The organism is Actinosynnema sp. NPDC059335 (genome assembly GCF_042752395.1).
Taxonomy (GTDB): Bacteria; Actinomycetota; Actinomycetes; order Mycobacteriales; family Pseudonocardiaceae; genus Actinosynnema.
Genome location: NZ_JBHYXZ010000096.1, coordinates 26,252 through 33,905, shown reverse-complemented (window position 1 = coordinate 33,905; position 7,654 = coordinate 26,252). Strand labels below are relative to the sequence as shown.

Annotated in this window: 8 protein-coding genes; 4 read left to right on the top strand and 4 right to left on the bottom strand. The window is 74.4% G+C overall.

Going from position 1 to position 7,654, the window contains the following annotated elements; genetic code table 11:
* Positions 1-391 precede the first annotated feature (391 nt).
* Entirely contained in the window at positions 392-607 is a 216-nt protein-coding gene (locus ACFXGA_RS26490) for a DUF5703 family protein (protein ID WP_378092225.1), read from the bottom strand.
* Positions 607-1,569, bottom strand: a complete 963-nt coding sequence (locus ACFXGA_RS26485; RefSeq protein ID WP_378092219.1) for a hypothetical protein — start codon at positions 1,567-1,569, stop codon at positions 607-609. Before ACFXGA_RS26485 ends, ACFXGA_RS26490 begins: the two co-directional genes overlap by 1 nt.
* A gap of 171 nt (positions 1,570-1,740) precedes the next feature.
* On the opposite strand from ACFXGA_RS26485, the gene ACFXGA_RS26480 reads away from it, so the two are divergent.
* Positions 1,741-2,832 carry a hypothetical protein gene (locus ACFXGA_RS26480; RefSeq protein ID WP_378092217.1) on the top strand — a complete coding sequence of 364 codons (1,092 nt, stop codon included), beginning with the start codon at positions 1,741-1,743 and terminating at the stop codon, positions 2,830-2,832.
* On the opposite strand, the gene ACFXGA_RS26475 is transcribed toward ACFXGA_RS26480, so the two are convergent.
* Positions 2,816-3,535: a carbonic anhydrase gene (locus tag ACFXGA_RS26475; RefSeq protein WP_378092215.1), complete on the bottom strand. Its 720-nt coding sequence runs from the start codon at positions 3,533-3,535 to the stop codon at positions 2,816-2,818. The genes ACFXGA_RS26480 and ACFXGA_RS26475 overlap by 17 nt on opposite strands.
* 158 nt (positions 3,536-3,693) lie before the next feature.
* On the bottom strand, positions 3,694-4,659 hold the full coding sequence (locus ACFXGA_RS26470; RefSeq protein WP_378092213.1) for an aldo/keto reductase: 966 nt from the start codon (positions 4,657-4,659) through the stop codon (positions 3,694-3,696).
* Positions 4,660-4,788: 129 nt separating this feature from the next.
* Here ACFXGA_RS26470 and ACFXGA_RS26465 point away from each other — a divergent pair, with 129 nt between their 5' ends.
* The 3 genes from ACFXGA_RS26465 to ACFXGA_RS26455 are packed head-to-tail and all read left to right on the top strand — an operon-like array spanning position 4,789 to position 7,365.
* Positions 4,789-5,838, top strand: a complete 1,050-nt coding sequence (locus ACFXGA_RS26465; RefSeq protein ID WP_378092212.1) for an LLM class F420-dependent oxidoreductase — start codon at positions 4,789-4,791, stop codon at positions 5,836-5,838.
* Entirely contained in the window at positions 5,835-6,659 is an 825-nt protein-coding gene (locus ACFXGA_RS26460; protein WP_378092210.1) for an undecaprenyl-diphosphate phosphatase, read from the top strand. The genes ACFXGA_RS26465 and ACFXGA_RS26460 overlap by 4 nt, the downstream gene beginning before the upstream one ends.
* A gap of 10 nt (positions 6,660-6,669) precedes the next feature.
* Positions 6,670-7,365: a histidine phosphatase family protein gene (locus ACFXGA_RS26455; protein ID WP_378092208.1), complete on the top strand. Its 696-nt coding sequence runs from the start codon at positions 6,670-6,672 to the stop codon at positions 7,363-7,365.
* Positions 7,366-7,654 lie beyond the last annotated feature (289 nt).

Here is a 7,654-nt window from a genome sequence, read left to right as displayed (position 1 = left end):
GCCCGACCCTGCCCTTCCGGGAGCGGCCATCCCGGACCACGGTGTCGCGGTTGCCGCCGCGGCGGGGACGCCGTTCCCGGGCACGCGGTGCCCCACGGGCGGTGCGGACCTGTGCCGTCGCGCGCGGCGGGTTCTCAGGCTTGTCCACCTCGGGGTCCAGCCCTGGCCGGTGGCACGTCGGCGTGGCACGGTGAGCCCGCGATCGGCGGCGACGAGAGTCGCCTGAAGGGGAGTGAGGTCCGGGAAGCCGCAGGTGAAGCCCGCTTCACCACACCTGTGGTACCACAGGTGTGGTGGTTCCCCCAGGCCGGCGGGACGACCGGTTCCCAGGCCGGGCGGACCCGCCGCCACCGCCCCGGCGGTGACGTCCGCGCCCCCCGCGCGACCCGGTCTAGGTGATCACACCCGGCATCACGGCGGCCGTCCGCTTGCGGCGCAGCCACACCTTGCGCGACCCGTCGCCGAACAGCAACGTCCGCGACAGCTCCCACCCGGCGAACTCCGCGTGGATCGCCAGCTGCGTCGTCGCCGTGCGACGGGAGACACCGGCCGGCAGCCGCAGCGGCCGGTACTCCCAGTCCCCGTCGACCACCCCTTCGCCCGCCATCATCCGATCACCTGCATCCCTGCGCCGTCCCCGGACGCGACGTACACGCGCCCGCTGCCTGGATCGACCGCCACCGAGTCCGGCTGGCGGACCGTGGCGTACCGGTGCCGCTCCACCGGCTCCGCGCCGGCCACGTCGAACGCCACCACCTCGTTGCGCTCGGTCAGCGTGATCCACACCAGGTCACGCGCCTCGTCGTAGGCCATCCCGTACGGACCGCCGGGCACCGGGTAGCGCAACCGCATGATCAACGGGCCGGTGGAGAACGCCATCAGCTCGCCGCCGCGCGTGTCCACCACCAGCACCCGGCCGAACCGGTCGGCCACCGCGTTCGTCGCGCCCTCGCCCGCCCGCAGCCCGGCCCCGGGGCCCTCGGCCGCCGGGTCCAGGTCGAACACCGCGCTGCGCGGCCGGTCCAGCACCACCGCCGCGTCGCCCACCGCCACCAGCCGGTCCGGGCTGGAGATGCCGCGCACCACGTGCCCGTCGACCGACACCTGCCGCAGGTCGCGCTGCGCCACCAGGGTCCGCCCGCCGACCCGCGCCACGTCCACCGGCGCGCCCTCCACGGCGCGGCGCGACGTCGTCCCGTCGGGCCGCACCGTCACCACCTCGCCGGCGGGCACCACGGCCTCCACCGCGCCGCCCTCGGCCACCAGGCGCTCCGCCGGGCCCGGCAGCGGCACCACCAGCGGCTCGCCGGACAGGTCCGGCGGGTACAGGGCCACCGACGGCGGGTCGGCCACCGCGACCGCCACCCGGTCGCCCGCCACCGCCACCGCCGTCGCCCGCCCCAGCGGCAGCACGCGGCCCTGCGGCACGGCGGTCTGCGGGGGCGCGGACGCGGGCCGGGCCGGCTCCAGCGTCGCGGCCAGTTGCAGCGGGTCGGCCGGGTTCTCCTCGGTCGCACAACCCGAGACCAGGGCGACCCCGGTGAGCACTACCGCCGCCAGTCGGCGCAACGTCGGACCTCCCGATCGACCCCGTTCAGCCCTCCCAGCATCCATCACCGGGGCACCATCGTCACGCAGGGGGCGGGTGTTGTCGTTGGTCTGGGAAGGTGATAGTCGCGCCCCGGCCGTACACCCGACGCCCTCCCGGCGACTATCCCAGGTGAACGGGGAGGTGTCGCGATGACCGTCGACGAACTGCGCGCCCGGCACGTGCAGCTGCTGCGGGACCGGCGGGTGGCCGACCACCTCGCCCCGCCCGCGCGGGCCGACCCCGCCGACCGCTACCACACCTGGACGCAGGTGGCCGCCGAACCGCCGGGCGAGCGGCTCGCCCGGTTGGCCGGGGTGCGGGTCCACCGCCCGCCGTACCGGGCCGGGCACCTGCACGAGCAGCAGCGCACCCTCGACGCCGTGCAGCCCGAGGTGCTGCACCTGGCCCGCGCCGCGGGCCGCGAACCGGCCGTGCCGGTGCTGGCCGGCGTGTTCCCCACCGGCGCCCTCGACGGGATCAGCGTCCCGGTGCCGGGCAGCGGCGTCCTGGTGCTGGTCGACACGTCGCTGCTGGACCTGCTCGACACCGTGCTGAAGATCATGACCGGGGCGCTGCCGAACTACGGCGCGCCGCCGCTGCTGGACGCCGACCAGGCGTCCTACGCGCTGGCCGAGGCCCTCAACGCCCACCTGTACGGTCGCGGCGCGGTCCCGGCGCGGCGGCTGCCCGAGCTGTCCGGGCAGCGCGCCGCGCTGGTCTCGCTGATGGCGCGGCGCGCCACGCAGTTCGTGCTGTCGCACGAGGTCGCGCACGTGCTGGCCGGGCACCTCCCGCACGCCCGCCGCCGCACCGAGCCCGCCACCCCCGTCGGCGCGCTGGACGCGCAGTCCTTCGGCTGGGCCCGCGAGCACGAGGCCGACCGGGTCGCCGCCCTGATCATGCTGCACACCCTGGACGACCTGCCGCCGCGCGAGCTGGAGGCGCACGAGCCGTGCCTGGTCGGCGCGGTGCTGCTGGTGCTGTTCCTGCACGAGGTCACCGACCGGCTCGCCGACGAGCTGGGCCTGGCCGTCCCGTTCGCGGGCAACCACCCGCCGCCGGTGCGGCGCATCCAGACCCTGGTCGAGCACCTGGCCGGCCGCGTCCGCACGCCCCGCGCGCTCGACCTCGCGGGTGACGTCGCCACCTGGCTGGAGGCCCAGCTCGGGGGCGTGCGGGACTGGTTCCGGCTCGTCGACGAGACCCTCCGGAGCCCGCGCGGTCCTACGTCAGCCGGGTGACCTCGCCCGTGTCGAGCTGGTAACTGGCCGCGATCACCTTGACGCCGTGGTGCTGCACCGCGGTGCGCAGCGTCACCGACCGCTCCACCGCGAGCGCGGCGACCCGCTTGGCCTGGTTGTTCACCGCCGCGGCCAGGAACCGGGCGTCGTCGGCGTCGGCCGGGGTGGCCAGCACCGCCGGCTCGATCGACCGCACCAGCGCGCTCACGTCGCCGTAGACCTGGGTCCGGCCGCGCACCACGTCCACGGCCGCCGAGACCGCGCCGCACTTGGCGTGCCCGAGCACGACCACCAGCGGCACCGCCAGGTGCTCGACCGCGTACTCGACGCTGCCCAGCACGCTGGTGTCGAGCACCTCGCCCGCCGAGCGGATCGTGAACAGGTCCCCCAGGCCGTGGTCGAACACCAGCTCCGGCGGAACCCGCGAGTCCGCGCAGCCCAGCACCACCGCGAACGGGTGCTGGCCCTGCACGAGCGACTCCCGCCACCGCAGCGACTCGTGCGGGTGGACCTGCCGGCCGGTGACGAACCGGCGGTTGCCCTCCGCGAGCTTGCGCCACGCGCCTTCCGCGTCCAACTCGGTCGCGCCCTCCGGGGAGCGCCGGGCCGGCGTCCCTGCCCCCTGCGCCGCCGCGGGCGCCCCGGTGACCGCGAGCGTCGCCGCGGTCCCCGCCGTGATGCCGAACAGCCGACGCCGCGTCACAGCGGCCGGCTCACCACTTGATTCACGCACGCACGGAACCTAGACCCGATCGGGGCATTGCCGGCGGAACAAGTCACGCAACTCACACGATCAGTCACATAATGCGACGATCATGACGATTCCGGTCTAACCGGACATTCACGAAAGAAGTAACGGAATCACCCGAGGGGTCGCTCGGGGTAACCGAACTCGATCGCGCTCACGTCGTCCAGCGCCGCCCGGATCGCCGGCGGCAACGTCAGCTCCTCCGCCGCCAGCGACCCCAACAGCTGGGCCGTGTCCCGCGCGCCCACCACCGGCGCCACCACGCCCGGCCGGTCGCGCACCCACGCCAGCGCCACGCACAGCGCGCTCGTGCCCAACCCGTCCGCCGCCGTCGCCACCGCCTGCACGATCCGCGCCGCCCGCTCCGTGCGGTGCTGCTCCACGTACCCCGCGAAGTGCGCCGACGCGCCCCGCGAGTCCGACGGCGTGCCGTTGCGGTACTTGCCGGTCAGCACACCGCGCCCCAACGGCGCCCACGGCAGCAGCCCGATCCCGTGGTGCCGCGCCGCCGGCACCACCTCCCGCTCCACGCCCCGCTCCAGCAGCGAGTACTCCACCTGCGTGGACACCAGCGGCGTGTGCCCCGGCAGCGCCGCCGCCGTGCCCAGCTGCCACCCCGAGTAGTTCGACACCCCCGCGTAGCGGACCCGGCCCGACGACACCGCCGCGTCCAGCGCCGACAGCGTCTCCTCCAGCGGCACGTTCGCGTCCCACGCGTGCAGCTGCCACAGGTCGATGTGCTCCACGCCCAGCCGCCGCAGCGACCCGTCCAGCGCGTGCAGCAGCGCGCCGCGCGACGCGCCGCCCCCGAACGGGCCGTCGTTGCGCCGCGCCACGGCCTTCGTCGCGATCACCAGCTCGTCGCGCGGCACGACCTCGCCCAGCAGGCCGCCCAGGATCCGCTCGCTCTCGCCCTCCACGTAGACGTCGGCGGTGTCCACCAGCGTGCCGCCCGCCTCGGCGAAGGCCAGCAGCTGGGTGGCCGCCTCGTCCGCGTCGGTGTCCCGGCCCCAGGTCATCGTGCCCAGGGCCATCCGGGACACCCGCAGTCCGCTGCGCCCGAGGTATCGCTGTTCCACGTCGGGGAGCCTAAGGGGTGATCGACTTTCCGGCGGGTCGTGCCACGCGCCCGTCCAGCGCCGACCGCGTCACGATCCGGGCACGCCCCGCCTGGCCAACCAGGTTACCGACCGGTAGGGTGACCGCTCGTGCGACTGGGACTGAACCTCGGGTACTGGGGCGCGGGCAACGACGCCGCGAACCTCGAACTGGCCAGGGAAGCCGACCGACTGGGCTACTCGGTGGTGTGGGCCGCCGAGGCGTACGGCTCGGACGCGCCGACCGTGCTGGCGTGGGTGGCCGCGCAGACCGAACGCGTCGACGTCGGCAGCGCGATCCTGCAGATCCCCGCCCGGACCCCGGCGATGACCGCGATGACGGCCGCCACGCTCGACTCGCTGTCCGGCGGCCGGTTCCGCCTCGGCCTGGGCGTGTCCGGGCCGCAGGTGTCGGAGGGCTGGCACGGCGTGCGGTTCGACAAGCCGCTGGGCCGCACCCGCGAGTACGTCGACATCGTCCGCGCCGCCCTGCGCCGCGAGCGGCTGCGCTACGACGGCGAGCACTACACGCTGCCGCTGCCCGACGGCCCCGGCAAGGCCCTCACCCTCACCGTGCACCCCGTGCGCGAGCACATCCCCGTCTACCTCGCCGCCGTCGGCCCGAAGAACGTCGAGCTGGCCGGCGAGATCGCCGACGGCTGGCTCGCGCTGTTCCTGTCGCCCGAGCACTCCGGCGACGTCATGGCCTCCCTGCGGGCGGGCCGCGACAAGGCCGGCCGGACGCTCGACGGGTTCGACGTCGCCGCCACCGTGCCCCTGGTCGTCGGCGAGGACTGGCGCGCGTGCGCCGACCGCGTCCGCCCCTACGCCGCGCTCTACGTCGGCGGCATGGGCAGCCGGCAGAAGAACTTCTACAACGACAACGCCGTCCGCATGGGCTTCGCCGCCGAGGCCGCCGAGGTCCAGGACCGCTACCTCGCCCGCGACTACGACGGCGCGATGGCCGCGCTGCCCGTCGAGTTCCTCGACGGCACCTCCCTGCTCGGCAGCCGCGAGCGCATCGCCGACCGGATGCGCGCCTACGCCGAAGCGGGGGTCACCACGCTCACCCTTTCGCCCATGCTGCAAGATCTCGAGCAGGGGATCGCCGCGCTACGGACGGCGACCGAAGCTCTGGATCTGGCAGGAGTGGGTAGTTGAGCTGGTTGCAGGCCATCGTCCTCGGACTCGTCCAGGGACTCACGGAATTCCTGCCCATTTCCTCGTCGGGTCACATCAGGATCGTCTCCACCCTGTTCTTCGGCAACGACGCGGGCGCGTCGTTCACCGCGGTCATCCAGCTCGGCACCGAGGTCGCGGTGCTGATCTACTTCGCCAAGGACATCGGCAACTTCATCGCGGCCTGGTTCAAGGGCCTGTTCAGCAAGGCCGCCCGCGCCTCCGAGGACTACCGGATGGCCTGGTACGTGATCATCGGGTCGATCCCGATCAGCGTGCTCGGCTACCTGTTCAAGGACGAGATCCGCTCGTCGCTGCGCAACCTGTGGATCACCGCCACCGTGCTGGTGGTGTTCGGCCTGCTGCTCGGCCTGGCCGACCAGTTCGCCCAGCACGTGCGCGACAAGCTCCAGCTCCGGGACGCGGTCGGCATGGGCCTGGCCCAGGCGCTCGCGCTGATCCCCGGCGTGTCCCGCTCCGGCGGCACCCTCACCGCGGGCCTGTTCCTCGGCCTGAACCGGCCCGCCGCCGCCCGCTACTCGTTCCTGCTGGCCCTGCCCGCCGTGTTCGGCGCGGGCATCTTCAGCATCCCCGACGTCCTCGACCGCGCCGAGCCCAACGCCGCCTCCGTGCCCCAGATGATCGTCGCCACGATCGTGTCGTTCGCGGTCGGCTACGCCACGATCGCGTGGCTGCTGCGGTACGTCTCCAAGCACAGCTACTCGGTGTTCGTGTGGTACCGGCTGCTGCTGGGCATCGTCCTGATGGGGCTGCTGTCGATGGGGCTCATCAACGCGACATAGGGTTGGCCCCGTGGCTACCGTGATCTTGCTGCGACACGCCCGCTCCACCGCCAACGGAGCGGGCGTCCTCGCGGGCCGCCGACCCGGCGTGCGCCTGTCCGACCGGGGCGAGGAGCAGGCCGCCGCGCTGGTGGCGCGGCTCGCGGGCGTGCCGCTCGCCGCCGTGGTCACCTCGCCGCTGGAACGCTGCCGGCACACCCTCGCGCCGCTGCTCGCCGACCGCGGCCTCGACCCCGTCGTCGAGGACGACCTCGCCGAGGTCGACTACGGCGAGTGGACCGGGCGCGAGATCAAGGAGCTGCTGTCCGAACCCCTGTGGTCGGTCGTGCAGCAGCACCCGTCCGCCGCGGTGTTCCCCGGCGGCGAGGGCCTGGCCGCCGTGCAGTCCCGGGCGGTGGCCGCGATCCGGGCGCACGACGCGCGGATCACCGCCGAGCACGGACCCCGCGCGGTGTGGCTGGCGTGCAGCCACGGCGACGTGATCAAGGCCGTCCTCGCCGACGCCCTCGGCGTTCACCTGGACGGGTTCCAGCGGATCGTGGTGGACCCCGCGTCCGTGTCCGTCGTCCAGTACACCGAGACCCGGCCGTTCGTGCACCGCGTCAACGACAACGGCGGCGACCTGCTCGGCCTCGTGCCCCCGCCGGAGAAGACCGACGACCCGCCGTCCTCCGACGCCGTCGTGGGCGGCACGACCGGGGCCTGACCGGCGACCGCGTGGCCCCCGGACAGTGCAGGGTAGTCCGGGGGCCACGGCGTGCCTGGCCGGGGCGGGCGGCCGCGTGGGATCGATCGTATTGGCGACGACGCCCCGGTGAACGCCCCGCTACGGCCCGTCGTCCGGGCGGCGTCGGGGTGGTCGCGCAGGTCAGCGGCGGCGACCCGGCGCCGCGCGCCCGCCATAACCGCAGATCAACGCCCGTGGAAACACGGCGGAAACAAACCGCGCAAGCGGTCGGGCGACGCAACCGGCTGGACCGTTCGGCCCGCGCCGA

Coding starts and splice junctions, on each gene's coding strand:
- ACFXGA_RS26480 (WP_378092217.1), top strand. CDS start 1,741: ATGACCGTCGACGAACTGCGCGCCCGGCACGTGCAGCTGCTGCGGGAC.
- ACFXGA_RS26490 (WP_378092225.1), bottom strand. CDS start 607: ATGGCGGGCGAAGGGGTGGTCGACGGGGACTGGGAGTACCGGCCGCTG.